Genomic DNA, 21,856 nt, shown 5'->3' with positions numbered 1-21,856 from the left:
ACAACCTTGATGACGACGCGTTTCGCATCGCGTTGAAGGATGCTGCGCTGATCGAACTGCGCTTCGAGGATCGGCGCGTGTTGCTGGCGCCGCGCGTCGGCGGCGCGATCGCGGCGTTCTACGATCTTCCGGATGGCAACGACAACGGTAGCCGCGGCGCGCTGCATTGGCTGCGCCCCGCGTCGGCCGACGCGCTCGCTGCTTGCAACCCACTCGGCATGGCGAGCTTTCCGCTGTTGCCGTACTGCAACCGGCTACGCGACGCGCGTTTTACTTTCGACGGCCGCGAGATCGATCTATCCGCCGATGGCAACGCGTTCGATCACGCGTTGCATGGGCACGCGTGGCGGCGGCCGTGGCGCGTAGGTTTGGTGTCGTCGACCATGGTGGAATTGCATCTGAACCACGAACCTGGCAGCGAACCGGCGCATCACTGGCCGTATCGATACGAAGCGACGCAGCGTTTCGAGCTCGATGATTCAGGCTTGTTCGTCACCATGTCGATACGCAATCTCGCCGGTCAGCCTATGCCGTTCGGCATGGGTCATCATCCTTATTACCCTCGCACGCCGGCGACGCGCATCCACACGAACGTCCGCGCAATGTGGCACGCCACGCAGGATCTCCTGCCAACGTTTCTCGGCGCGCATCCGTGCGTTGATGCGTTGGCGTCGCCGGAAGGCCTGTCCGCGAATGCCTTCGATCTCGACAACAACTTCGCTGGCTGGTCGAGGTCGGCGACCATCGACTGGCCGGATGAACACCGCAGCGTGACGCTTTGCGCCGATGCGCCGTTCGATCACATGGTCCTGTTCGCACCCTCGGCGCATCCTGACTTGTTGTGCGTCGAGCCTGTAACGAACACGGTGGATTTCCTGAATCTCGATGCGCCGCGAGAGGACGTGGGCGGGGGCGTCCTGATGCCCGGAGAAACAGTGCAAGCACGCTTCGGCTGGATGCCGGGCGATCTTGCCCAATCCGACGTCGAACGGAACAAATCCACTTTCCCGGTATCATCCTGAAATTATCCGCGAGCTTGATCCACTGAGCGCGCGAGCACCTTCAGCATTCTCAAAAATCCAGGAAAGTACCATGACGACGATCGACAGCGCGCCCGGCGAATCCACCCAACCGCGCCGGGTCTTGCTCGTCGATGACAGCGTCGATGCAGCCGAAGCCATGTCGATGCTTCTCGAAACGCTAGGCCACGAAGTTCGTGTGATGCATGACGGCCCGAGCGCGCTTGCCATGGTCGATGACTTCGCGCCCGATGTCGTGGTCCTGGATATCGGCTTGCCGGGCATGGACGGTTTTGAGGTCGCGCGGGAGTTGCGCACGCGCGCGGTGACTAAGACCGCGTTGCTGATCGCGTTGACGGGTTATGGCGCGGACAGCGACAAGAAAGCAGCCCGCGATGCCGGCTTCGACCATCATCTGGTCAAACCCGTGTCTTTCACCGCGATAGAAACCGTGATTGTCGCGTCATTTGCAGACCGCGCGAAGTAAAACGCGAAGTAAAGCTCGAAGTAAAGCTGGAAGTAAAACGCGAAGTAAAACCCCCGCTCACTCCACCCTTAACTTCGCCATATACGGCAGATGATCGGACAGCCATGCGGTGTCCTGCGTCGGTGTGATCCATTCAACCGGTTTCATACCGCGCACGAACATCTTGTCGAGCGCGAGCGCGGGTGAAAACGCAGGATAGGTCCGCCCGGATTCACCGAGCATGGTCGCCACTTCGCTCATCCCAAGTTCACCAAAGACCCCCACCGAATCATTACGCCAGTCGTTGAAGTCGCCCGCCAGAACGAGCGGCCCTTCAGGCGCTTCCTTCGAAATCCACAACGCGATCCAGTTCATTTGCCGCAGCCGCGCCGCCCGCGTCAACGCAAGATGCGCGCAAAGCAGCGTGACCGAGCGACCGGCAAACGTGGCGCGCGCGACCAGCAAGCCGCGCCGCTCGAATCGATGCGCCGAGATGTCCCAACGTCCACCCAGATCCAGCGGATGCGGCGAAAGAATCGCGTTGCCATGCCGCCACGATGGCTTGAACACGTTCTGCCCGAGTGCGATCTGCAAATCGAGCGATGTTGCTATTTCCGTCGCCTGACAATGCCAGATGTCATCGACCGGGGCATCGAGCGGATTGCCGAAGCTCGCCGCCAGCACCGGCTGCGGCATCCGGCGCGCCATGGCTTCCTGCAGGAAATAGGCATCGGCTTTGGTCGACTGAACCCAGCGCTGCATTGCGCTCCACGCCTGGAGGCCGAGCGGTGAGCGGCCCTTGTGCAGGTTCCAGCTCACGGCCACGAAGTCGGGGGTGTCGTGAGCGGAGGGAATTCCGGAGGTGAAATGTTCTGGATTTCGCATGCGATGAATGAGTTGACCGCGAAGTTGAACGGCGCGGTGTGGGACGCGGCGGCGCCGAGCGTAATCGACGCGCGGCGCGCTACTGCGCAGCCGTTGCCAGCGTCGCACGAACCTTGTAGGTGAGCGACGGATTTTTATCGATGATCTGCCACGTCGACCATTCGCCCGGCTTCAAGACCAGCCCGGGATGCGTGGCACTGACCTGACGCGGTTGGGGCGGCAGCTTGCAACCCTGATCCGTAACGGCCGCGGTGCTGTCCTGCAAGGTTTCCTGCGCGTCGATCTGCAACGTGATGTCGTCGCTGTTGGCGTGTATGGGGGAAATAGTGAGGGTGCGCTGCAGGTCGATGTCGCCGGCGGGTTTGTCCGCGCAACCGACGTTGTTTTTTACCACGTGATGATGGGTATCGGTGTGAGCCTGGCCGACGCTGGTCGTGCCGGTGAAGCTGTCGGTCTGCTGACCATCCTGCACAACCTGCAGTTCCCATTTGACCGGCTGCGGCGGCGTGCCTTGCGCAAGGGCGCTGAAAGGCGCGGTGAGCGCGGCGCAGAACAGCAACGCTGCCGTCTGGTGTTTCAACATGTGTGCTTTTCTCCTGATCCCTTATTGCGTCTGGGCCATGGCCCGTTCGATCCGGGTAGCTTGCCTGGTGACTCTGACTCTGATTCGCTGCTGGCGTTCGGCCCCGAAATGTTTCCAAAAGCTACCGGCGCGTAGGCGAAAACGGCGGCAATGTCGTGCGTTCCATCCAATAGGATCCAACAGGCAACGCACTTTCCGCACCCGGCACGCACCCGTTTTTTCCGCAGCGCAGCTTGTCGATCATACAAGCGCTTGGGCTCGCCTGCCGAAGCCATCGCATTTTTAACCGTTTAGCAGCAGACGCCCGGGACTGCTCGCTTGCGTGCATCTTTATGGCCGATAAACTGGATTTGCCGATCAACAAAACCGGGGAAAGCCATGAGCACCGCCGTAGTCAAACAAGAACTCGCCGTGGCGTCGTTCAGCAAGGTCTACGACCTGGACGAGGTTGAAACAGCATTGAACGACCTGAGCGAAGGCGGCAGCGAGGCGTTGCGCGCGACGTACGAAAAGATGCTGAAAGCGGGCAATCTGCGCTTTTGCGTCAAGCCGAACCGGATGCCGTCCATAGACGATCTGGTGGCGGACTTGCCCAATTTCCAGGAGCCGCTCAACGACGTCCGCAAGCAGATCGCGCTGTGCCTTGAAACCGAGGACAGGCTCGAATTGATGCCCATGTTGCTGCTCGGCGATCCCGGCATTGGCAAGACGCATTTCGCGAAACAGCTTGCGCGTTTGCTCGGTACTTCCTGCCATTACCTCGCCATGAGTTCGCTGACGGCGGGCTGGATCTTGTCGGGCGCGTCGTCGCAATGGCGCAACGCGAAGCCGGGCAAAGTGTTCGATGCGCTCGTGAACGGCAGTTACGCCAATCCGGTGATGACGGTCGATGAAATCGACAAAGCCACCGGCGATGCCCAATATGATCCGCTCGGCGCGCTGTACGCGTTGCTGGAACACGATACGGCGCAGAGTTTCATCGATGAATTCGCTGAAATACCGATCAACGCCGGCAATGTGGTCTGGATCGCGACGGCGAATCAGGCAAACACGATTCCCGAGCCGTTGCTGAACCGGATGAACGTGTACGAGATCGCGCCGCCGGATCGCGATGGCGCGCGCCGTATTGCCCAGTCGATTTATCACGAGATCCGCAGCGCGCATGCGTGGGGCGCACGCTTTCCGGAAACACTCGGCGACGCGCCGCTCGACGCATTGACGCAGGCTTCCCCGCGAGCCATGCGGCGCGCGATGCTCAATGCTTTTGGCAACGCACGTATCGATAACCGGCATGAAGTGCAGGCGCGGGACATCGAATTAGGCAATGGTGGCCGAAAGAAATCGATCGGGTTCTGATCGGGCGTTTTGGCAAAATCTGCAAAAACCCCTCGAAATATGGCCTGAAACTGACTTTTTTCGGGCAAAAAGGCCATATTTCCTGATTTGGCCCGGATTATTTCGGAAAATGATGCCTTATGGGAGTCGGTATGGCTAATCGCACGAAAAGCGCAATAACGCGCGATAAACCACGCGAAGCGCTCGTGCTGGCTGGCCTAGAATAGTGAGATGGACAGAATCGAATGTGTGGTGATTGGCGCTGGCGTGGTCGGACTCGCTGTCGCGCGGGCGATGGCCGCGCGCGGCCGCGAGGTGATCGTGCTCGAGGCGGGCGAAGCGGTCGGCACGAGCACGAGTTCGCGCAATAGCGAGGTGATCCACGCGGGGCTGTATTATCCGCGCGGCTCGCTGAAGGCCGATTTGTGCGTGCGTGGCCGGGCGATGCTCTACGAGTATTGCGACGCCCACGGCGTCCCCTACAACCGCTGCGGCAAATTACTCGTTGCCACGGCGCGCAACCAGTTGCCGCAACTGACGGCCATCCAGAACAAGGCGGTCGAAAACGGCGTCACGGACCTGGTGCGCGTAAGCGGCGCCGAAGCCATGGAGATGGAGCCGCAGCTTCAGTGCGTGGAAGCGTTTTTCTCGCCGCAGACCGGCATTATCGATAGCCATCAATTCATGCTCGCGTTGCAAGGCGACGCAGAACGCGACGGCGCGACGGTGGCGTTTCATACGCCGGTGACGGATATCGATGCCCGCGACGGTGCGTTTATCGTGGAAACGGGGGGCGAAGCGCCGATGCGCTTTCAGGCCGATTGCGTGATCAATAGCGCAGGGCTGTCGGCGAACCAGATCGCGCGCACTATCCGCGGGCTCGACGCGCGCCATGTGCCGCCGCTGTATTTCGCTAAGGGCAATTACTTCGCCGTGAGCGGCCGGACGCCGTTCGATCGCCTGATTTATCCGATGCCGAATGAAGCCGGACTCGGCGTGCATCTCACTATCGATATGGGTGGGCAGGCCAAGTTCGGTCCTGACGTGGAATGGATCCAGAAGATCGATTACACCGTCGATCCGCAGCGCGCGGCCAGCTTTTACGCCGCCATTCGCGCGTATTGGCCGAATCTTCCCGACGACGCGCTACAACCCGCTTACGCAGGGATTCGGCCAAAACTTTCCGGGCCGGGGCAGCCGGCGGCCGACTTCCTGATTCAGGGACGGGCGGCACACGGCATGGCCGGGTTGGTGAACTTGTTCGGGATTGAATCGCCCGGGTTGACGGCGTCGCTGGCGATTGCGGAGAAGGTCGCGAAGATGTTGGGGTGAAGGCGAAGTGAGGGCAACGCCCGCTGCGACCTTTCGCCATCGGTTATCTATAAGATTTGGCTGAGTTTGTTGTGCTTCGCATTGATATGCTTTGGAGATCGTCGTCGACAAGAACGGCGCACACCCCCAATACCACGGAGCACATTCTCATGAAGTCCTCACGACGCACGTTCCTGATTTCGAGCATTGGCGTGGCATCGGCGCTGGCGGTTTCGCGTACCGCATTCGCCGACCCCGTCAAACTCGCCGAATCAGATTCAATGGCGCAAAGCCTCGGCTACAAGCTCGACGCTACAACCGTCGATAAAGCCAAATTCCCGCGCTACGCCGCCGGCCAGGATTGCGGCAATTGCTCGTTCTATCAAGGCAAAGCCACCGACGCATTCGCCGGATGCCCGATGTTCGCCGGCAAGCAGGTTGCATCGAAGGGCTGGTGCAACGCTTATAACAAGAAAGCCTGAGCGGCCGGTAGCCCGTGATCATCGAAATGCGCGGTCTTGATGTATTGATCTCTTGCCGGATGACCCATGAAAGTTGTCAAAAGCGGCGAATTTACTGCCGAGCGCGCGTGGGGCGCACTTGATATCGCCACGATGAACGGCGTCTCATGCCGTCTGCACTGGACTGATGCGCCGTATAAATGGCACGTGAACGACGGCGAGGAAGTCTTCGCGGTCATGCAAGGCCAGGTGCGGATGCGCGTGCGGCGAGAGGGCGTAGAGGAAGAATGGCTGCTCGACGCCGGCGATATCTTCCACGCCCATCCCGGCGATGAACATGTCGCCGAGCCGGTGGGTATCGCGCGAATCCTGGTGATTGAGAAAGAAGGAAGCGTTTGAAATAAGTTCACGCGTCAGTGCAGAGGCTTTTCGGCCAGAGTGCGAGCTTCGCGTGTACGCATGCGTGACTTGCACCGGTTTCCAGGCTGGCGAGCGCGGCTGCGACTGAGAACGTGCGTAAAAAAGCCGTCCCGCAATACCCCGGAACGGCTTCTTTTATTCAGCAGACGATATGCCCGCGCCGCGCTTTGGCTCCACGACAATCGACGGTTATAACGCCGTCTTGAGCCGAACTACGAGGGCAAACTCAGCGGATGCGCTTAAACCGTTGCCTTGCGTTCCAGACCCGCTTTCACCAACAACTCCGCCAGCGCTTCCGACATTCCGCCTTCGTGCTTGGCGGCTTGTTCCTGCAGTTGCCTGACGAGATCGCTGTCCAGCTTGCAGGCGAACGGCACGAGGCCTTTTTCCTGATCCAGCCGGCGCTGTTCGCGCTTGTCCAGCTTCGGCTGTCCAGCTTGCGGGCCGAAGCTCGACGCGCTGTTTTGCTTCAGGCCGTTGGCGAGCTTGAGCGCCTTGTTTTTTTCCATTTCGAATTTTTTCACGCGAAGCTCCAAAAGCTATAGAGGCACAGGGCCGAGGCGCGTATTGTACGCACCTCCGGGCTTGAGCCATTTCTGAGCGCGATTACCGAGCGACTAGTGAGCGGCTAATGAGCGACTAATGAGCCATTAGCCGGACGCCGGAACCGGCGGAATGCCGGTCGTGGTGTCCATCAATTCTTCGATCCGCGCGCGCATCCGCTTCCAGTGCGACCCTTCCCAAAATACCCGCCTGCAGACATCGCAGGTGACAAACCGCGCGTGCCGTTCAAGCACACCTTCCGGCACGCGGTCGCTCACTTCGTCCGCGCTCGCGCGGCGCAGCGGCGCGTTGCACATCAGGCATAGGCGGAAGGGGCGGACATGCTGCGCAAGTCCGAGCCGTGTCGCGACTTCGCGCCATTGCGCATCGGGTTGCAGCGTGCGCACGTAGCAGCCGTGGACCAGCGAGCGGCGCTTCAGTAATTCACGATCGCGCGTGAGCACCACGCGATGTTCGGCGAGCGCAAACTGCTCGATTTCATCGTCGGGGAAATGGTTGTCGTAGCGGGTATCGAAACCGGCTAGCCGAAGCAGTTGAGCCAGGCCGCCAAGATGGGCATCGGCGATAAAACGCAGCGTCTCCAGCCGCAATGGCGCGCGCAACGGATGCACGATTTCAAGCGCGCGAGGCATCATGCCGGGCGGATAGACATCGATAAAATCGGCATCTTCCATGAGAGTATCGAAGCCGGCGGGCAGGCCGTTGCGTAGAATTAGCGCTACCTCGGTGTGCGGCACGCCGAGTGCTTCGATCATATGCTTGGTCGTCGACGCCACCGGACACACGTACGCAAACGCCTGTTCGCGCTGCGGCCGCGCCAGGAACTCATTCAACTCCCGATGAAAACGGAACGTGGCAGTCGTCATGGATTCGAGTATCGCATCGCTTCGACGGAGCTGCTTTGAGTCGTGTCGGAGCGAGGGTCGTGGCGGGGGCATCGTATTCGTTAACCGCAATGAAAGTTGCATGGGACCGGAGTAAGGCGCTAAAGCGGGAACTCCGGTCGACCGCAACGAAGTTGCATGGGACCAGAGTAACCCGCTAAAGCGGGAACTCCGGTCGACCGCAATGAAGTTGCATGGGACCAGAGTAAGGCGTTAAAGCGGGAACTCTGGTCGACCGCAACAAAGTTGCATGGGACCAGAGTAACCCGCTAAAGCGGGAACTCTGGTCGACAAAGGAGAACGACATGGATATTGGATTTATTGGACTCGGCAACATGGGCGGCGCGATGGCGCTAAATGCGCTGAAGGCCGGCCACACGGTACGCGTCTGGAACCGCTCACCCGACGCCGCGAAAGCGCTCGCCGAACAAGGCGCGCGCGTGGTTGCATCGGCGGATGAAGCGTTTTCGGGCGACGCGGTGTTCTCCATGCTCGCCGACGACGCCGCGTTGCGCGCCGTCCTCATCGACAGCGGCTTGCTCGAGCGCGCGCCCAAAGGACTGGTCCACGTGAACATGGCCACCATTTCCGTGGCGTTCTGCGAGGAACTGGCGAGCCTGCACGAGCGGCACGGCGTGGCGTACGTCGCGGCACCCGTGCTCGGGCGGCCGGATGTGGCGGCGGCGGGCAAACTGAATATCGTGGCGGCGGGCGCCGATGACGCCATCGCTCGTGTGCAACCGGTCTTCGATGTCATCGGCCAGAAGACGTGGCGCGTCGGTACTGCACCGCAACACGCGAACGTGTTCAAACTGGCGGCGAACTTCATGCTGGCATCGGCGATCGAAACAACGGCCGAGGCCGCGTCGCTGATGACGGGGCATGGCATCGACCCCCACGCGTTCCTCGACGTGATCTCGAACACGCTGTTTCCGGGCCCGGTGTACCAGGGTTATGGCCGGATGATCGCCGACAACCGCTATGAACCGGCGTTGTTCAAGGCGCGGCTTGGCCTGAAGGACGTACGGCTCGCGCTCGCTGCGGGCGATGCCGTGAACGTGGCGCTGCCCGTGGCAAGCCTGGTGCGCGACAACCTGATCGATGTCCTCGCCCAGGGCGACGGCGACAAGGACCTGGCCGTGCTGGGAAAGGTCGCCGCACGCCGGGCGGGGAAGAAGGTGTGATCAATACGGTTTGATTCTTGCGCGGCAGTAAAAGTAAAGCCCGAGTAAAGCCCGGACGCGACGGCGTTGTATCGACGATAAATAGCGGCAACGGACAGGAACGTTCCCTATACTTGTCGCGCCGTTTGCCTCAGGTTCGGGATCGTTTCGAGTTTGACAGCATTCTGGACAGCATTCGGTGGCGCACATACGGACACACGCCGCTGGTGCAGGCTTTTCAAAAGGTCTCGTCGGCGACGAAACCGGCTTGAAAGGTGGTTTGGACGTGACCTGGAAGCGGGTTTTCGGGTCGACTCCCGGGCCAGCGTATAAAAAGACGAAGCGGAGACAGGACAGCGCCCACTATGAAAAGCACTCTTCGGGGTCTCATGTTCGTGGCGGCATCGGCGGGCCTTGCATGGGTTTGCCTGAGTACGCCCGCGATCGCTCTCGCCGACGACACCCCCAATCCCTGCGATGCACTCAAGCACATCGTGGCGGCCGCACCTGATGGTTTCGCCTCCCTGCGACCCGACGATGGCAAAGCTGTCGCGCAGCCTTATGGCCGCGATGCGCAGTGCGCGGTGAAAGCCGGCACTTATAGCTGTACGTGGACGAAGGGGGCAAACGCCGGATCGGCGGCGGACGCTTTGCAGGGCGTGGCGGCGGACATTGCCGCGTGCTTGCCCGACGCTACCCACGATCAAAACTCGCCGGGCCGGCAGCATTTTTATATTGGGGCGCGGGGGCAGCGCACGCAGATCACTGCAACGACTGCTGGTGCTGGAAAGTTGACGCTCGCGGTGTCGGGCAAATGAGGGGACAGTCGTGACCAAGCGTGTTCTCATAGCCGATGATGACGACGATGCCCTGAGTTGCCTCGCGAACTTGCTGACGGGGCTGGGACATCAAGTGGCGCAGGCGTCGTGCGGCGCTCAGGCGCTCGACGTGGCGCGGCAATTCGCACCGGACGTGGTGATTCTGGATCTGGGCATGTCGCCGATGGATGGTCTTTCTGCCGCGCGTGCCTTGCGGGCATTGCCCGAGGGCCAGGCAATGCTGCTGGTTGCGCTGACCGGCTGGGGCCAGCCGCAGCATCATGCTATGACGCAGGAAGCGGGCTTCGATATTCATCTGGTGAAACCGGTTTCTATCGACCAGTTGGGCTTTATTCTGTCGATGACCCAGCCTTGATGTTGTACGCTCGCAACAAATTGACGTGAATCGACGGGAGGATGTTGCGCTGCACCAATGGTTTTGGTACAGTGAGGTTGTCTCCTCCATGTCTCTACTGATATGGATTCAGCCCGCCCATCTTAGGCGGGCTTTTTTTTATCCGCGTTTTTACCGCACGATTCCCTCAGAACCGGTACGACACCGCCAAAAACGTAATCAGCGGATTGGCACTGAGCCTTGATTTCGTCGTAGCAAGTTCGGTCCCATCAGCCGCCTTGATGATCAACGACGATGTCGTTCTCAACGGAATGTAGGTTAGCGAAGCAATCAAACCCCAGTGTTTGTCGAAGTTATAAGTCGCGCCGAGATTGAACACCGGCTGCCACGACGACGAAGCCTTCGCCTCCACCGACGTCGGCCCCGGCTTGCCCGCGCCCGCCGCCAGCACCGCGCCAAGATTACTCTGCGTCGAGTTTATGAAACCATCGGTGAGCTTGATGTTCGTGAAGAAGTTATACGACACGCCAAGGCCCGCAAACGGCCGGAACGCCGCGGTCGGCGCATTGAAGTAATACTGGAATATCAGCGCCGGGCTCCACTGCCGCACGCTTTTCACGATCGGGTTCGTCTGATCGAGATTCTGGTTGCCAAGCGCGCCCGCCGGTCCCGGCGGCTGGATCGTGCCGTGACCATCGAGTTCAAACGCGGGCGGCACGCCGCCTACAAACGTGGTCGCAATGTGATCGGTGAAAAAGTGCGTGAAGACAAGGCCCAGGGTATCGGCACTCTTCGTCGACAAACTCGTTCCCGGTGACGTGAATTGGGACGGCAACCGCAGCGGCGTATTGATCGGCGTAGGCGCCACATGCGTGGTCAGTGCATCGCTCGAATCCTGCGGCATGACGTGAAACCAGCCGAGTCCCACGACGTTATCGCCGGCACTCTGTGCATGGGCCGACAGCGACGCACATGCAGCGACCGCTACCGCCAACGGTTTTCCCGCAGCCAAAAGCTTTTTCATTTCGTCTCTCTTCGGTTACAGGCCGTCATGCGAACGCAGCGCGAGAAAACCCGGGCGTTGTTCGCATGCAGCCGTTCTTGATGGGCTGCCAGACGGTTACTGGGTCACTGAACAAATGAGCCGATAGTGAAATACGGTGTCGTCGGGTCGCTCTCGTCGAGATAACCGAATACGCCGCCGGAGAAGATGAACTTGCCGGTTGGCGTCGTGCCGGTCGATGCACCCACCACCGTCGATGTCACCAGACCCGGAATCGTTTCCGTGTAATCCAGGTTCAACGCACGCGACAACGCAACCTGCGACGGCTGGAACGGATCGATCAAGGTGGCCTGCGTGCCGCTGAGCGCGGTCGTGCGGTAATCGAAGGCGTTATCCACGCCGACGTATTCCCCGTTCACCGATCCCGATGCCACGCTGATTTGCGGCGACATCATCGAAATGCCGGATTCGTCGTCGGCGAACGGCGGAATGCCCGTCGTGATCGTGGCGTTCGCCGTGCCGGTACGCACGAGGATCGGCACGTTCTGGCCGCGCAGCTTGCCCACGATCATGTAGCCCTTGCCCAGCGGACCGGTTGCGAGTGTCGGGTTGCCTTGTCCAAGGAAGTTGTTGATGACGAACGCGCCGCTGCCATCCGGCGATGGCGCGAAGTTCGATCCGGCTTGCTGGCATTTGCCGGCGTTCACGCCGGTGTTGTCGCACTCTTGCCAGGTGCCGTCGGCATTGATGGTGATCTTCGAGTCGACAGAAATGCGCGCGTAGTTTTGCGAGGGAATCTCGTGATAGCCCAGTTGGCTATATGTCCCGGCGACATTGGCGAGATTGGTCTCAAGCGTCGAGAAACCGATGAACGGGTAATACGGGAAGATCCGGTCAGGTACAACGCCTTGACCAAGAACCCCGCCGAACTGCAGTTCCTTGCCCGGAATCGTGCCGCCCGCGACCCCTTCGCCCACGAAAATGCGCGCGGGACGCGTTGGGTCGAGCGTCGCGCCGTTCAACTGGTACGCGCACTGATTGAGCTTTTGCGTGGGCAGGCCGGTTTCCATCGTCAGCGTGCCGTTCTGGGACGTGCCGGCGCGGGTGGGGGAGACCGTGCCGGTCACGGCCGGAATGGGAGATTCCACGTAGGTCACCTGCCACGTGAGTTTCGTCGTGTCGAGTTGCAGCTGGACGAGTTCGCCGCTGCCGCCCCCACCGGTGAAGGTGGTCGTGTAGTCAAGCGACGCCGGGCACAGCCGGACGACCGGCGGCTGAGGCGCATCGCTGCCGCCGCCGCAGCCGCCAAGGAACGGCGTGACGCTGGCGATCGACGCACCCATCGCAAAAGTTCTCCATTTCATACTGCTGTCTCCATCCACATTTGTTCGTTCGTCTTTCGTCGGCAACCGGCGCTTGCCGGTTGCCCTGGTCTTGAGTGCTTGTCGGGCGTCCGTGTGCCCGGCGGCGCTTATTTGCTAAGCAGCGCGCCGATACCGAAGTACGGACTTGCAGGCGTATCGGCGTTAGCGGATGTGGAGGTCAGACCGCCGTTCACCGTGCTGCCGGCAATGAAAATCCCGTACAGGCCGCCCGCCGAGATCAGCGCACCCTGGCCGCCGTTCTGGTCCTGCACGCCGATCAAGCCGGGCAACTGCTGCGCGTAGCTCATGCCGAAACCGGTCTCGGAAGCCTGCGTCGATGGATTGATGAACGAGCCGACCGGACCTTGCAGCAACGTCGCCGTGTACTTGAAGTTCGAATCCGCGCCGACATAACCGCCATCGAACGCGCCCGATGCGAGCGCCGTGTTCGGAGCGAGCATGGCGATGCCGGATTCATCGTCGACTTGTGATGCGGTCGCGTTCAACGGCGTGAGCGGCGACGGCACGAAGACCTGACCGGTGCGCACGACAATTGGCACGATGGCGCCGTTGACCTTGCCGATCACCATGTTCGCGTTCGCGACAGCCGGGAACGCAGGGAAGCCCAGGCCCGTCAACGCCGGCGAGGAACGTTGACCCTGCACTTGCGGTGCAACGGCGCTGGTGAAATACGCGCCGCCCGCGTTCGCCGTCCACGCGCCACCGGTCGTCTGGCAAGACGTATTCGATGCCGGCACGGGCACCGTGCAGTTGCCGGCGGTATCGAAGGATTCCTGTGCCTGCGTGGTCGTGGTCGAGTAGTTATTCGATGGAACCAGGTGGTAAAGCAGCGCGTTATACGTGCCCTTGAGATCCGCGACGTTCGTGCTCACCGTTGAGAAACCGATGAACGGATAGAAGTCGAAGTGCCGGTTCGGCACCGGGAACAGTGGCGGGAAACCAGGGATCGGGTTGACGCCGTCAGCGGTCAGCGTTGCCCCGCTGTACTGCACGGTCGCACCCGGAATGCCGCCGCCGGCCACGCCCTGGCCGATAAAGATGGTCGGCGGGTTCGCTTGGTTGAACGCGGCGGCGGTGGTGTAGATCGATCCATCCGATGCCTGGCCACCGCCTGGCGTCAGCACGAACGCGCAACGGGTTTGCTCCGCCGTGGGCAAAGTGCCTGCCGGCGGATGCACGACTGCGCCGACGATCGTCGTGCCCTTGCGGGTCGGATTGATGGTCCCGGTGACAAGCGGAATGGGCGATTCGAGCCACTTCAGCGTGTATGTCATGTTCACGGCGTCGATGTTCAGGCTCACGATCTCGCCGCTGCCCGCACCGCCCAGATACGTGCTCGAGACAATATCCGCGTTAGCCGGACACAACGGCGCGGCACCCGCGCCCACAGCCGGCGCGCCTTGCGTGCCACAACTCGCGCCGGAACATTGCGGCGTGTTAATCGGACCCGGGTTGTCGGCGTTGCCGCCGCAGGCAACAAACAGCGGCGCGGTCGCAAGTGCGAGCGCGAGTCCTTTCGAAATGGCATACGGCATAACGCGGTCTCCCTTATCTAGTTTTGCGCGTGTAATTTCGCTATCACTTTTTCGTATGTCAACCGACTGAAACATCTAAAACGCCGATTCAAACAGCACTGTTCTGGTGATGCCTTGACTGATAAGGCGCAGACGGCGCATTGAAACAAAATTTTTCCCAAAAGGTAAATTGGAGAAAATATTTTTAGTTGCAGTGCGAAACGAAGAAAGTTTGAGCGCGAAAACGCGTAATCATCCACGAACGAACGTTCGTAAATAAATTAGGAGAATCCCTATGAAACCGCGACGGAAGTTTTGTTTGACCCGCGTGGAATTTACGAGGTGGAGATTTGAAGACCAGGCCGGGACGCTGATCGAGTGAATAAAAATGCAGGTGTGAAAAAGCCGGTTTCGCACAATGGCGGAAACCGGCTTTTAGCCAGGTCGAGCGCCTGGCGCGCTCAGCTTTTCCTGGAGTCGATAGTTGGCTTAGCGCGCGAGCCCGGATTCTTCGTCGGTGCCAATTGCCAAGTTCATGCACTGGATCGCCGCGCCGGACGCACCTTTGCCCAGGTTGTCCAGCCGGGCAACGGTAACAAACCGTTCGTCGTTGCCGAAGACGAACAGCTCGACCCGATTGGTGTCGTTGCAAGCCTGGACGTCGAAGAAGCCGTCGTCGAGATTGCTGTCCGCATTGAACGGCAACACGCGCACGAACGGTTCGTTCGCGTAGTACTCGGCAAACAACGCCTGCACGTCTTGCGGCTTGGCGGTGCGCGACAGTTGATTCGGCGAGAAGTACGTGGTGACGGCGAGGCCCTTCAGGAAGTTGCCGACAATAGGCGTGAACACCGGCGCGTGCTTCAGTCCCGAGCGCACCGCCATTTCCGGCAGATGCTTGTGGGCCAGACCTAGCGCGTAAGGCCGCGGGCTGTCGAGCCGCGGATTCCCGCCCGCTTCATAGTCCGCGATCATTTTCTTGCCACCACCGCTGTACCCGGTGATGGAATACGCGTGCGCGGGGAAATCGGCGGAAACAAGACCGCCTGCCACCAAGGGCTTCATTGCCAGCAGGAACGCCGACGCGTGACAACCCGGCACCGCGATGCGCTTCGCCGTACGCAAACGCTCGCGCTGCGCCGGCATGAGTTCGGGAAGTCCATATGCCCAGTCGTCATGCGTGCGGAACGCCGTGCTGGCGTCAATCACCACCGTGTGGTGATTGTCCGCGTTCACCAGCGAAACCGATTCGCGCGAAGCGACGTCCGGCAGGCAAAGGAACGTAACGTCCGACGCATTGATCAGCCGCCGGCGTTCCTCCACGTCCTTGCGCCGCGCTTCCTCGATACGCAACACCTCGACGTCACGCCGCTCGGACAGATATTCAAAAATCTTCAGGCCGGTGGTGCCTTCCTGTCCGTCGACAAATACTTTCGTGGTCATCTCGATCTCGCTGGGTCGGTCGCGCACGGAGGGCATGGTGCCCGAGCGCGGTCAAAACGCCATTTTAATGCGCTTCCGCGACAACGCGATGGCATTGCCGGGCACATCAGCCGATCGGCCTAAAAAACGTTGCACCGCCGCTGAAAAAACTACTTTGCGTTCCACCGCGCCGCCACGGCCGCGATCCTTGCACCGAACACTTTGGCCGTCTCCAGATCGCCGGGCGGCGGGGCTTCGTCAGGCGATGCATCCGCCGGCGATTGCGCCAGCAAGCCCGAAAAGCCCCCGACGAAGTTCAGGTCGTTGCGCGTGGCCGCCTTCGTGTTCGACGGCATCATGCCCGTGCCGGTCCAGATCATGCCGTGCTGCATCGCGAGCGTGACGAAGTAGGCAATGGTCGAATGTTTGTCGCCGTTCATGGTCGCCGAGTTGGTGAACCCGGCCGCAATCTTGTCCTTCCACGATTGCGCGAACCACGGTTTGGAGCTGGCATCGGCGAATTTCTTGAAATCGGCTGACGGGCCGCCCATGTACGTGGGCGCACCGAAGATGATGGCGTCCGCGGCGTCGAGCTCGGCCCAGCCGGCATCATCCAGCTCGCCGACGGCAAGCAGCTTCGCGTCCGCGCCGGCGTCGATCGTGCCGGTGAGCACGGCTTCCGCGAGTTTTTTCGTATGGCCGTAGCCGCTGTGATAAACGATAACGATTTTCGGCATTTCATTCCCCGTATGCGACACAACGCCGCGGGTTGCGCAAGAACAACCGGAACCACGCATCTTCGCGATAACTTGGCCGGCTGCAAAAAAAGACGCCGGTGATAGTTCACCGGCGAGTCTAGCAAAGCCAAATTCGACCTGCTGACGTGCCATAAAGGCCGTTCAGCGCCCGTACGTAACAACGAGTTGCGCGCTGGCGATGGTTGTAGTTCGGATTTCGTGCTCGAACATGAGCGAAGGGCTGCTTTGGCGCAGGCGCAAGTCGCTGCTGTTGAGCGCGTAGACCGTGATGACGTAGTGGTGCGGTTTACCCGGCGGCGGACAGGGGCCCGCATAACCGTCAATATCGAAGTCATTGCGCGATTCCACCGCTCCCATTTTTCGTAAGACACCTGAGGCGCTTGCGTTGGACGGTAATTGTGAGACGTTCGCGGGAATGCCCGCGACGGCCCAGTGCCACCAGCCGCGGCCAGGCGCGTCCGGGTCGAAGATGGTGACGGCGAAACTTTGTGTGCTGGCCGGCGCGCCGCGCCATGACAGTTGCGGCGAACGGTTGCCGCCTTTGCAGTCGTTCTGGTCGAACACGAGCGCGAGCTGCACGGGCTGGTTCGGGCGGAGATCCGTACTTGTCAACGTGAAAGGGGCTGTGGCGATAACTTCAGCGACCGCACGCGATGCATTTGATACTATCGCGACGCAGAAAACTGGTAGCAGCGCCGCGCGGCGGAAAATTCGGAACCTGACGAGACGCCAATCAACAGCGCGGTACACAGCACAAACCACAAGCCCGATCCCCAAGCGCATGGTGCAAGTTCTCCGGTCACGGGCGCGGCCAAAATCTGGCGTTTCACCCACTGTAACGATGTATTTTGTCTCAGAAATTGGCTTAGAGCTGGATTCAAGTTTAACATCGCGGGAAAGGACAAAATTTTTCAAATGTTCAAAAGAAGACTCAGCAAGGGTCAACACCGTGACTTCGGGTTTAGCCGCAATTTCGCTCTCCCGGCTGAAGGGCCAATGTAATGAGTAAGAGCACATTGCCTATAATGCGCGAGGGATTTGTTCATTTACGAGCGAGGGGTAAATAATGGGTCAACGGATAAAAGTCATTATCGCCGATGACCATCCTGTCATTCTGTTTGGCGCCGCGCAGGCGCTATTGAAGTTTCCCGAGATCGAGGTGGTTGGGCAAGCGCGCCAATCGACGGAATTGATTCAGCTTTTGCAGAAATCGCCCTGCGACGTGGTCGTGTCCGACCTTGCCATGCCGGGTGGCCAATATGGCGACGGCATGCCATTGCTGGGTTATATCGGGCGTCAGTTTCCGACGGTGCGTATCGTCGTGCTGACCATGCTCGAAAATCCCGCGCTCCTGAAACGCTTGCGTGAGGTCGGTGTGACGGCCGTGATCAATAAGTCTGACGATTTGAGCCACATCGGACTGGCCATCGTCCACGTGATGCGCGGACAGGAATATATTGGGCCGTCGGTGCGTCTGGCGCTCGACAGCATGGGCTTGTCGGCGAGCGGCCAGCAGCGCGACGTGGTGTTGTCGAAGCGGGAGCTGGAAGTGGTGCGTTTATTCGTGTCCGGCATGACAATTACTGAAATTGCCGCGCAGTTGAAACGCAGTATTAAAACGATCAGTACGCAAAAGAATACCGCCATGCGCAAGCTTGGAATTGAACGGGATTCTGAATTGTTTCAATATGCCCAGAGTAATGGATTATTGAATCTATCGGCTTATGTAGGCGATGGGAATCTCGACGACACTATTCCCCTGAATACGTAATTGTAATTTGTGTTGTTGCATAAAAAAGCCGCTCGTTCATAAAAACGAGTGGCTTTTTTAATTACACGAAAATTCGCTATCAGGCGATTATTGCGGTGATGCCGTTACGCCGCCGTGCGCCGCCGACCATTGTGCCGGCGCATGCAGGAATTTCTCGACTTCATCCAGCGTCTTTGTCTCGAAATAGCCCGCTTCCTTCGCGACGCGCAGCACATCCCACCATGTGGCGAGCGCGTGCAATTCCACGTCGATATCTTTCAGCACCGAGACGCTTTCCTTGAAGATGTTGTAGTGAAACAGCACGAAGCAGTGATTGACCGTCGCGCCGGCCGTGCGCAGCGCGTTGATGAAATTGATCTTGCTGCGGCTGTCGGTGGTCAGGTCTTCCACCAGCAGTACGCGCTGGCCTTCGGTCAACAACCCTTCAATTTGCGCGTTCCGGCCGAAACCCTTCGGCTTCTTGCGCACATATTGCATGGGCACCATCAGCCGGTCGGACAGCCAGGCGGCAAACGGGATGCCGGCCGTTTCACCGCCTGCGACTGCGTCGATCTGCTCATAGCCGATATCGCGAAGGATCGTGGTCTCGGCCATCTCCATCAGGGCGCGTCGTACGCGCGGATACGAGATCAGCTTGCGGCAGTCGATATAAACCGGGCTCGCCCATCCCGACGTGAAAATGTACGGTTTGTCCGCGTTGAAATGCACGGCCTGGACTTCGAGCAGCATCTTGGCGGTGGTGTCGGAGATCGTCTGGCGGTCGAAGCCTGTCATGGGCGAATCCTTGCATTTTGAGTTGGCGCCTGAAGCCCGTTTTGGTCCTAATCAAGCGACGGTGACCAAAGGCACTTGGCGCAGCGGTGGTGTCCGGTCGAGCAGATGTCGACGGCGTTCGATACGCGCACAGGCCAGGATTTTACCCGACGGACAAGGCAAGGACGAAACGCGGACGACACGTGAAAGCGCCGTTCGTTGCCGGAATTGTCTTGTTATTCGGGGACCTGCCGAGCAATCAGTGCGAGCGCTTTGGCGTGCTTAAGCGTTCTTTCTGTCGAAAATGGTGCTACGCGTCAATTTAAACGCACGGTGTACACTATTTATCCCCGAAAAATGCTAAGGCCAGATAGTTCACTGTTGGCGCACGCGCGCTTGTCATCAAGACCGGCCGGATGGCCAAAATCCATTTCGATCCTTAACGAGATTTGACCGTCGCGAGCGCAGTGTCCTAGCCCTCCGTCTCACCCATTTTCCGCCCATTTTCCTAAACGTCTCAGGCCAATCATGGACGAACAACTGAAGCTCAGCGCCCTCGCCTATCACCAGTATCCGAAGCCCGGTAAGATCTCGGTCACGCCGACCAAGCCCTTGTCCAACCAGCTGGATTTATCGCTGGCTTACTCGCCCGGCGTGGCCGCTGCCTGCATGGCAATCTTCGACGACCCGCTCGACGCCCAGAAATACACCTCGCGCGGCAACCTGGTCGGCGTGGTGACCAACGGCACGGCTGTGCTCGGTCTCGGCAACATCGGACCGCTCGCCGCCAAGCCGGTGATGGAAGGCAAGGGCTGTCTCTTCAAGAAATTTGCGGGCATCGACGTGTTCGATATCGAGCTCGCCGAGACCGATCCGGACAAGCTGGTCGATGCCATCGCCATGCTCGAACCCACGCTCGGCGGCATCAACCTGGAAGACATCAAGGCGCCAGAGTGCTTCTACATCGAGAAGAAGCTGCGCGAGCGCATGAAGATCCCGGTCTTCCACGACGACCAGCACGGCACGGCGATCATTGCATCGGCGGCGATTCTCAACGGCTTGAAAGTGGTCGGCAAGAAGCTGGACGAAGTGAAGCTGGTCTGTTCCGGCGCGGGCGCTGCGGCTATCGCGTGTCTCGATTTGCTCGTCCACCTCGGGCTCAAGAAGTCGAACATCCTGGTCTGCGATTCGAAAGGCGTGATCTACGAAGGACGCGGCAACCTGGATCCATCGAAGGAACGGTACGCCGCGAATACGACGGACCGCACGCTCGCCGATGCCATCGACAAAGCCGACGTATTCCTCGGCTGTTCGAGCGCCGGCGTGCTCAAGCCGGAAATGGTCAAGGTCATGGGCACGCAGCCGCTGATCCTCGCGCTTGCCAATCCCGAGCCGGAAATCCGTCCGGAGGAAGCGAAGAAGGTGCGCCCGGACGCGATTATTGCCACTGGCCGGTCGGACTACCCGAACCAGGTCAACAACGTGCTGTGCTTCCCGTTCATCTTCCGCGGCGCGCTGGATGTGGGCGCGACCACGATCACCGAAGAGATGAAGCTCGCGTGCGTGCGCGCGATCGCGGAATTGGCCGAAGAGACCGATCAAGGCGATGAAGTTGCCAAGGCGTACGAAGGCCATTCGCTCGAATTTGGCCCGGACTACCTGATTCCGAAGCCATTTGATCCGCGTCTCATCATCAAGATTGCGCCGGCTGTTGCTCAAGCCGCGATGGATTCGGGCGTGGCGACGCGTCCGATCCATGACATGGACGCGTATCGCGAAGAGCTGGGCACGACGGTTTATCGCACGGGCATGGTGATGCGGCCGGTGTTCGCGGCGGCCAAGTCGGCGCCCGCGCGCATTGTGTTCGCCGAAGGTGAGGACGAGCGCGTGCTGCGCGCTGCGCAATTCGTGCTGCTGGAGAAGATCGCGAAGCCGATCATCATCGGGCGGCCGGCGGTGGTGGAAATGCGCTTGCAGAAGATGGGCTCGAAGCTGAAGCCCGGCACCGATTTCGAGATCGTGAATCCGGAAGACGATCCGCGTTACCAGAAGTGCTGGCAGGAATATCACACCATCGCTGCACGCGAGGGCGTGACGCCGGACAACGCAAAGGCCGCGCTGCGCAAGTTCAACACATTGATTGGCGCGCTGCTGGTGCGTCTCGGCGATGCCGACGGCATGATCTGCGGCATGATCGACACGTATCACGACCATCTCAAATTCATTGGGCAGGTGTTGGGCAAGGCGGAAGGGGTGGAGAACTTCGCCGCGATGAATCTGCTGATGCTGCAGGGACGCAATCTCTTCATCAGCGATACCTATGTCAACGAGATCCCAACGCCCACCCAACTCGCCGATATGACCATTCTGGCGGCGCGCGAAATCGAGAAATTCGGGATCGCGCCGAAGGTCGCGTTGCTGTCGAACTCGAACTTCGGCAGCGTGCCGACGGCTTCATCGAAGCGCATGGCCGAGGCTCGAAAGCTGATCGCCGAGCGTGCGCCGGATCTGGAAGTGGAGGGCGAAATGCACGGCGATGCAGCCTTGTCGGAGGTCGTGCGCAAGGCTGCGTTCCCGGCGTCGAAGCTGACGGGCGAGGCCAATCTGCTGATCATGCCGAACGTGGAAGCGGCGAATATCACGTACAACCTGCTCAAGATGGTGAGCGGTGAAGGCGTGACGGTTGGGCCGTTCCTGTTGGGCGCGGACAAGCCGGTGCACATTCTCACGCCGGCGGCGACCGTGCGGCGGATCATCAACATGACGGCGGTGGCGTCGGCGAACGCGCGAGTGAAGGCGGTAAGCAACGAGGCGTAAGCAGATGAATTAATCCGTCATCCTGACTATTGGATGACGGTTGACTGAGGCGTGGACGAAGCGGTGACCGAGGATATCGGTCGCCGCTTTTTTTTTGCGCATGTCCCCGCCACATCTAGCGCAAATGCGCTAACGGCGCTTGGTGAATTTTTAAAGAGATAGAAAGGGT

22 protein-coding genes are annotated in these 21,856 nt (G+C 60.0%); 11 read left to right on the top strand and 11 right to left on the bottom strand.

The features are described from left to right. Positions 1-26: 26 nt before the first annotated feature. Entirely contained in the window at positions 27-1,022 is a 996-nt protein-coding gene (locus ACSQ8V_RS17140; RefSeq protein ID WP_436206679.1) for an aldose 1-epimerase, read from the top strand. A 70-nt stretch (positions 1,023-1,092) separates the two neighbouring features. Further along, complete coding sequence (locus tag ACSQ8V_RS17135; protein WP_213768869.1) at positions 1,093-1,506, top strand: response regulator; 414 nt, start codon at positions 1,093-1,095, stop codon at positions 1,504-1,506. Positions 1,507-1,563: 57 nt separating this feature from the next. On the opposite strand, the gene ACSQ8V_RS17130 is transcribed toward ACSQ8V_RS17135, so the two are convergent. Both ACSQ8V_RS17130 and ACSQ8V_RS17125 read right to left on the bottom strand, forming a co-directional pair. Continuing rightward, the gene (locus tag ACSQ8V_RS17130; RefSeq protein WP_089166047.1) at positions 1,564-2,370 is read right to left on the bottom strand and encodes an endonuclease/exonuclease/phosphatase family protein; all 807 of its coding nucleotides are present in this window, start codon (positions 2,368-2,370) and stop codon (positions 1,564-1,566) included. 79 nt (positions 2,371-2,449) lie between these two features. Next, positions 2,450-2,953, bottom strand: a complete 504-nt coding sequence (locus tag ACSQ8V_RS17125; protein WP_436206410.1) for a hypothetical protein — start codon at positions 2,951-2,953, stop codon at positions 2,450-2,452. A gap of 378 nt (positions 2,954-3,331) precedes the next feature. On the opposite strand from ACSQ8V_RS17125, the gene ACSQ8V_RS17120 reads away from it, so the two are divergent. The 4 genes from ACSQ8V_RS17120 (at position 3,332) to ACSQ8V_RS17105 (ending at position 6,459) form a co-directional block, all read left to right on the top strand. Further along, a complete protein-coding gene (locus ACSQ8V_RS17120) occupies positions 3,332-4,309 on the top strand; it encodes an AAA family ATPase (RefSeq protein WP_089166049.1) in 978 nt (325 codons plus the stop codon). Positions 4,310-4,519: 210 nt separating this feature from the next. Then, the gene (locus ACSQ8V_RS17115) at positions 4,520-5,620 is read left to right on the top strand and encodes an NAD(P)/FAD-dependent oxidoreductase (RefSeq protein ID WP_436182883.1); all 1,101 of its coding nucleotides are present in this window, start codon (positions 4,520-4,522) and stop codon (positions 5,618-5,620) included. A gap of 149 nt (positions 5,621-5,769) precedes the next feature. Continuing rightward, complete coding sequence (locus ACSQ8V_RS17110) at positions 5,770-6,081, top strand: high-potential iron-sulfur protein (protein ID WP_213768865.1); 312 nt, start codon at positions 5,770-5,772, stop codon at positions 6,079-6,081. 66 nt (positions 6,082-6,147) lie between these two features. Further along, complete coding sequence (locus tag ACSQ8V_RS17105; RefSeq protein WP_436206409.1) at positions 6,148-6,459, top strand: cupin domain-containing protein; 312 nt, start codon at positions 6,148-6,150, stop codon at positions 6,457-6,459. A gap of 260 nt (positions 6,460-6,719) precedes the next feature. On the opposite strand, the gene ACSQ8V_RS17100 is transcribed toward ACSQ8V_RS17105, so the two are convergent. Together ACSQ8V_RS17100 and ACSQ8V_RS17095 are read right to left on the bottom strand one after the other, a co-directional pair. Further along, positions 6,720-6,989 carry a hypothetical protein gene (locus tag ACSQ8V_RS17100; RefSeq protein ID WP_213768887.1) on the bottom strand — a complete coding sequence of 90 codons (270 nt, stop codon included), beginning with the start codon at positions 6,987-6,989 and terminating at the stop codon, positions 6,720-6,722. A gap of 141 nt (positions 6,990-7,130) precedes the next feature. Beyond that, positions 7,131-7,910 carry a Mut7-C RNAse domain-containing protein gene (locus ACSQ8V_RS17095; RefSeq protein WP_436206408.1) on the bottom strand — a complete coding sequence of 260 codons (780 nt, stop codon included), beginning with the start codon at positions 7,908-7,910 and terminating at the stop codon, positions 7,131-7,133. A 245-nt stretch (positions 7,911-8,155) separates the two neighbouring features. On the opposite strand from ACSQ8V_RS17095, the gene ACSQ8V_RS17090 reads away from it, so the two are divergent. From ACSQ8V_RS17090 to ACSQ8V_RS17080, 3 genes are all read left to right on the top strand, one after another. Next, complete coding sequence (locus tag ACSQ8V_RS17090; protein WP_436206678.1) at positions 8,156-9,112, top strand: NAD(P)-dependent oxidoreductase; 957 nt, start codon at positions 8,156-8,158, stop codon at positions 9,110-9,112. A gap of 368 nt (positions 9,113-9,480) precedes the next feature. Beyond that, positions 9,481-9,909: a hypothetical protein gene (locus ACSQ8V_RS17085; protein ID WP_436206677.1), complete on the top strand. Its 429-nt coding sequence runs from the start codon at positions 9,481-9,483 to the stop codon at positions 9,907-9,909. 10 nt (positions 9,910-9,919) lie between these two features. After that, positions 9,920-10,285: a response regulator gene (locus ACSQ8V_RS17080; RefSeq protein ID WP_213768746.1), complete on the top strand. Its 366-nt coding sequence runs from the start codon at positions 9,920-9,922 to the stop codon at positions 10,283-10,285. A gap of 166 nt (positions 10,286-10,451) precedes the next feature. Here ACSQ8V_RS17080 and ACSQ8V_RS17075 read toward each other — a convergent pair whose 3' ends face one another. The 6 genes from ACSQ8V_RS17075 to ACSQ8V_RS17050 all read right to left on the bottom strand — a co-directional run bounded on the left by ACSQ8V_RS17075 (position 10,452) and on the right by ACSQ8V_RS17050 (position 17,129). Further along, positions 10,452-11,288 (bottom strand): OmpW/AlkL family protein, encoded by an 837-nt coding sequence (locus ACSQ8V_RS17075; RefSeq protein WP_436182879.1) that lies wholly within the window; start codon positions 11,286-11,288, stop codon positions 10,452-10,454. Between the two features lie 104 nt (positions 11,289-11,392). Beyond that, complete coding sequence (locus ACSQ8V_RS17070; RefSeq protein ID WP_436206407.1) at positions 11,393-12,631, bottom strand: DUF2957 domain-containing protein; 1,239 nt, start codon at positions 12,629-12,631, stop codon at positions 11,393-11,395. Positions 12,632-12,738: 107 nt separating this feature from the next. Beyond that, a complete protein-coding gene (locus ACSQ8V_RS17065) occupies positions 12,739-14,187 on the bottom strand; it encodes a DUF2957 domain-containing protein (protein WP_436206406.1) in 1,449 nt (482 codons plus the stop codon). A gap of 468 nt (positions 14,188-14,655) precedes the next feature. Beyond that, entirely contained in the window at positions 14,656-15,609 is a 954-nt protein-coding gene (argC, locus tag ACSQ8V_RS17060; protein WP_436206405.1) for an N-acetyl-gamma-glutamyl-phosphate reductase, read from the bottom strand. Between the two features lie 149 nt (positions 15,610-15,758). Beyond that, positions 15,759-16,325: a flavodoxin family protein gene (locus tag ACSQ8V_RS17055; RefSeq protein ID WP_213768751.1), complete on the bottom strand. Its 567-nt coding sequence runs from the start codon at positions 16,323-16,325 to the stop codon at positions 15,759-15,761. Positions 16,326-16,487: 162 nt separating this feature from the next. Then, positions 16,488-17,129 carry a YbhB/YbcL family Raf kinase inhibitor-like protein gene (locus tag ACSQ8V_RS17050; RefSeq protein ID WP_436206676.1) on the bottom strand — a complete coding sequence of 214 codons (642 nt, stop codon included), beginning with the start codon at positions 17,127-17,129 and terminating at the stop codon, positions 16,488-16,490. A 283-nt stretch (positions 17,130-17,412) separates the two neighbouring features. Between ACSQ8V_RS17050 and ACSQ8V_RS17045 the strand changes: the two genes are divergently transcribed. Then, complete coding sequence (locus tag ACSQ8V_RS17045; protein ID WP_213768752.1) at positions 17,413-18,117, top strand: response regulator; 705 nt, start codon at positions 17,413-17,415, stop codon at positions 18,115-18,117. Positions 18,118-18,204: 87 nt separating this feature from the next. Here the strand turns inward: ACSQ8V_RS17045 and ACSQ8V_RS17040 are convergent, their stop codons facing one another. Further along, positions 18,205-18,891: an orotate phosphoribosyltransferase gene (locus tag ACSQ8V_RS17040; protein ID WP_213768753.1), complete on the bottom strand. Its 687-nt coding sequence runs from the start codon at positions 18,889-18,891 to the stop codon at positions 18,205-18,207. 507 nt (positions 18,892-19,398) lie between these two features. On the opposite strand from ACSQ8V_RS17040, the gene ACSQ8V_RS17035 reads away from it, so the two are divergent. After that, complete coding sequence (locus ACSQ8V_RS17035) at positions 19,399-21,687, top strand: NADP-dependent malic enzyme (protein WP_436206404.1); 2,289 nt, start codon at positions 19,399-19,401, stop codon at positions 21,685-21,687. Positions 21,688-21,856 lie beyond the last annotated feature (169 nt).

Origin of the sequence: Caballeronia sp. LjRoot31 (genome assembly GCF_964253885.1) — a bacterium.
Lineage (GTDB): Bacteria > Pseudomonadota > Gammaproteobacteria > Burkholderiales > Burkholderiaceae > Caballeronia.
Note: the sequence above shows the minus strand (reverse complement) of the source record. Positions and strands in the feature narration are given on the sequence as shown.

Coding starts and splice junctions, on each gene's coding strand:
- ACSQ8V_RS17115 (WP_436182883.1), top strand. CDS start 4,520: ATGGACAGAATCGAATGTGTGGTGATTGGCGCTGGCGTGGTCGGACTC.
- ACSQ8V_RS17035 (WP_436206404.1), top strand. CDS start 19,399: ATGGACGAACAACTGAAGCTCAGCGCCCTCGCCTATCACCAGTATCCG.
- ACSQ8V_RS17075 (WP_436182879.1), bottom strand. CDS start 11,288: ATGAAAAAGCTTTTGGCTGCGGGAAAACCGTTGGCGGTAGCGGTCGCT.
- ACSQ8V_RS17125 (WP_436206410.1), bottom strand. CDS start 2,953: ATGTTGAAACACCAGACGGCAGCGTTGCTGTTCTGCGCCGCGCTCACC.
- ACSQ8V_RS17095 (WP_436206408.1), bottom strand. CDS start 7,910: ATGACGACTGCCACGTTCCGTTTTCATCGGGAGTTGAATGAGTTCCTG.
- ACSQ8V_RS17055 (WP_213768751.1), bottom strand. CDS start 16,325: ATGCCGAAAATCGTTATCGTTTATCACAGCGGCTACGGCCATACGAAA.
- ACSQ8V_RS17135 (WP_213768869.1), top strand. CDS start 1,093: ATGACGACGATCGACAGCGCGCCCGGCGAATCCACCCAACCGCGCCGG.
- ACSQ8V_RS17065 (WP_436206406.1), bottom strand. CDS start 14,187: ATGCCGTATGCCATTTCGAAAGGACTCGCGCTCGCACTTGCGACCGCG.
- ACSQ8V_RS17040 (WP_213768753.1), bottom strand. CDS start 18,891: ATGACAGGCTTCGACCGCCAGACGATCTCCGACACCACCGCCAAGATG.
- ACSQ8V_RS17120 (WP_089166049.1), top strand. CDS start 3,332: ATGAGCACCGCCGTAGTCAAACAAGAACTCGCCGTGGCGTCGTTCAGC.
- ACSQ8V_RS17105 (WP_436206409.1), top strand. CDS start 6,148: ATGAAAGTTGTCAAAAGCGGCGAATTTACTGCCGAGCGCGCGTGGGGC.
- ACSQ8V_RS17050 (WP_436206676.1), bottom strand. CDS start 17,129: ATGCGCTTGGGGATCGGGCTTGTGGTTTGTGCTGTGTACCGCGCTGTT.
- ACSQ8V_RS17130 (WP_089166047.1), bottom strand. CDS start 2,370: ATGCGAAATCCAGAACATTTCACCTCCGGAATTCCCTCCGCTCACGAC.
- ACSQ8V_RS17070 (WP_436206407.1), bottom strand. CDS start 12,631: ATGAAATGGAGAACTTTTGCGATGGGTGCGTCGATCGCCAGCGTCACG.
- argC (WP_436206405.1), bottom strand. CDS start 15,609: ATGACCACGAAAGTATTTGTCGACGGACAGGAAGGCACCACCGGCCTG.
- ACSQ8V_RS17045 (WP_213768752.1), top strand. CDS start 17,413: ATGGGTCAACGGATAAAAGTCATTATCGCCGATGACCATCCTGTCATT.
- ACSQ8V_RS17085 (WP_436206677.1), top strand. CDS start 9,481: ATGTTCGTGGCGGCATCGGCGGGCCTTGCATGGGTTTGCCTGAGTACG.
- ACSQ8V_RS17110 (WP_213768865.1), top strand. CDS start 5,770: ATGAAGTCCTCACGACGCACGTTCCTGATTTCGAGCATTGGCGTGGCA.
- ACSQ8V_RS17100 (WP_213768887.1), bottom strand. CDS start 6,989: ATGGAAAAAAACAAGGCGCTCAAGCTCGCCAACGGCCTGAAGCAAAAC.